The sequence below is a fragment of the Virgibacillus sp. 7505 genome, from assembly GCF_002272135.1.
Lineage (GTDB): Bacteria > Bacillota > Bacilli > Bacillales > Amphibacillaceae > Terribacillus.
This window is the reverse complement of sequence record NZ_NPBF01000317.1, coordinates 1-235: the sequence shown is the minus strand read 5'-3', so window position 1 is coordinate 235 and position 235 is coordinate 1. Positions and strand designations below refer to the sequence as shown.

At 44.7% G+C, this 235-nt stretch carries 1 pseudogene; it reads left to right on the top strand.

What is annotated here, in order from left to right:
• Window positions 1-235, top strand: a pseudogene (locus tag CHH91_RS21005) (ORF6N domain-containing protein); the annotation flags it as partial.

Sequence of the window (235 nt, the reverse complement as noted above, 5' to 3'; positions counted from 1 at the left end):
AACAAATCAAGGGTCTGGAAACTACTGTGACGGTCATCAAAGACACGTTCCTGCACAAAGATGACAATTGGCGTAAGTCGATTAACCGCATGCTTAATCAAGCTGTAAGTGACTCAAACTACGGCTATCAAGAAATTAGGCGCAAGAGTTATCAACAGTTAGAGGAACGGGCGCGGTGCAAGCTCAGTGTACGTCTACAGAATTTGAAAGACAGATTAGAAGAAAGTGGCGCCAC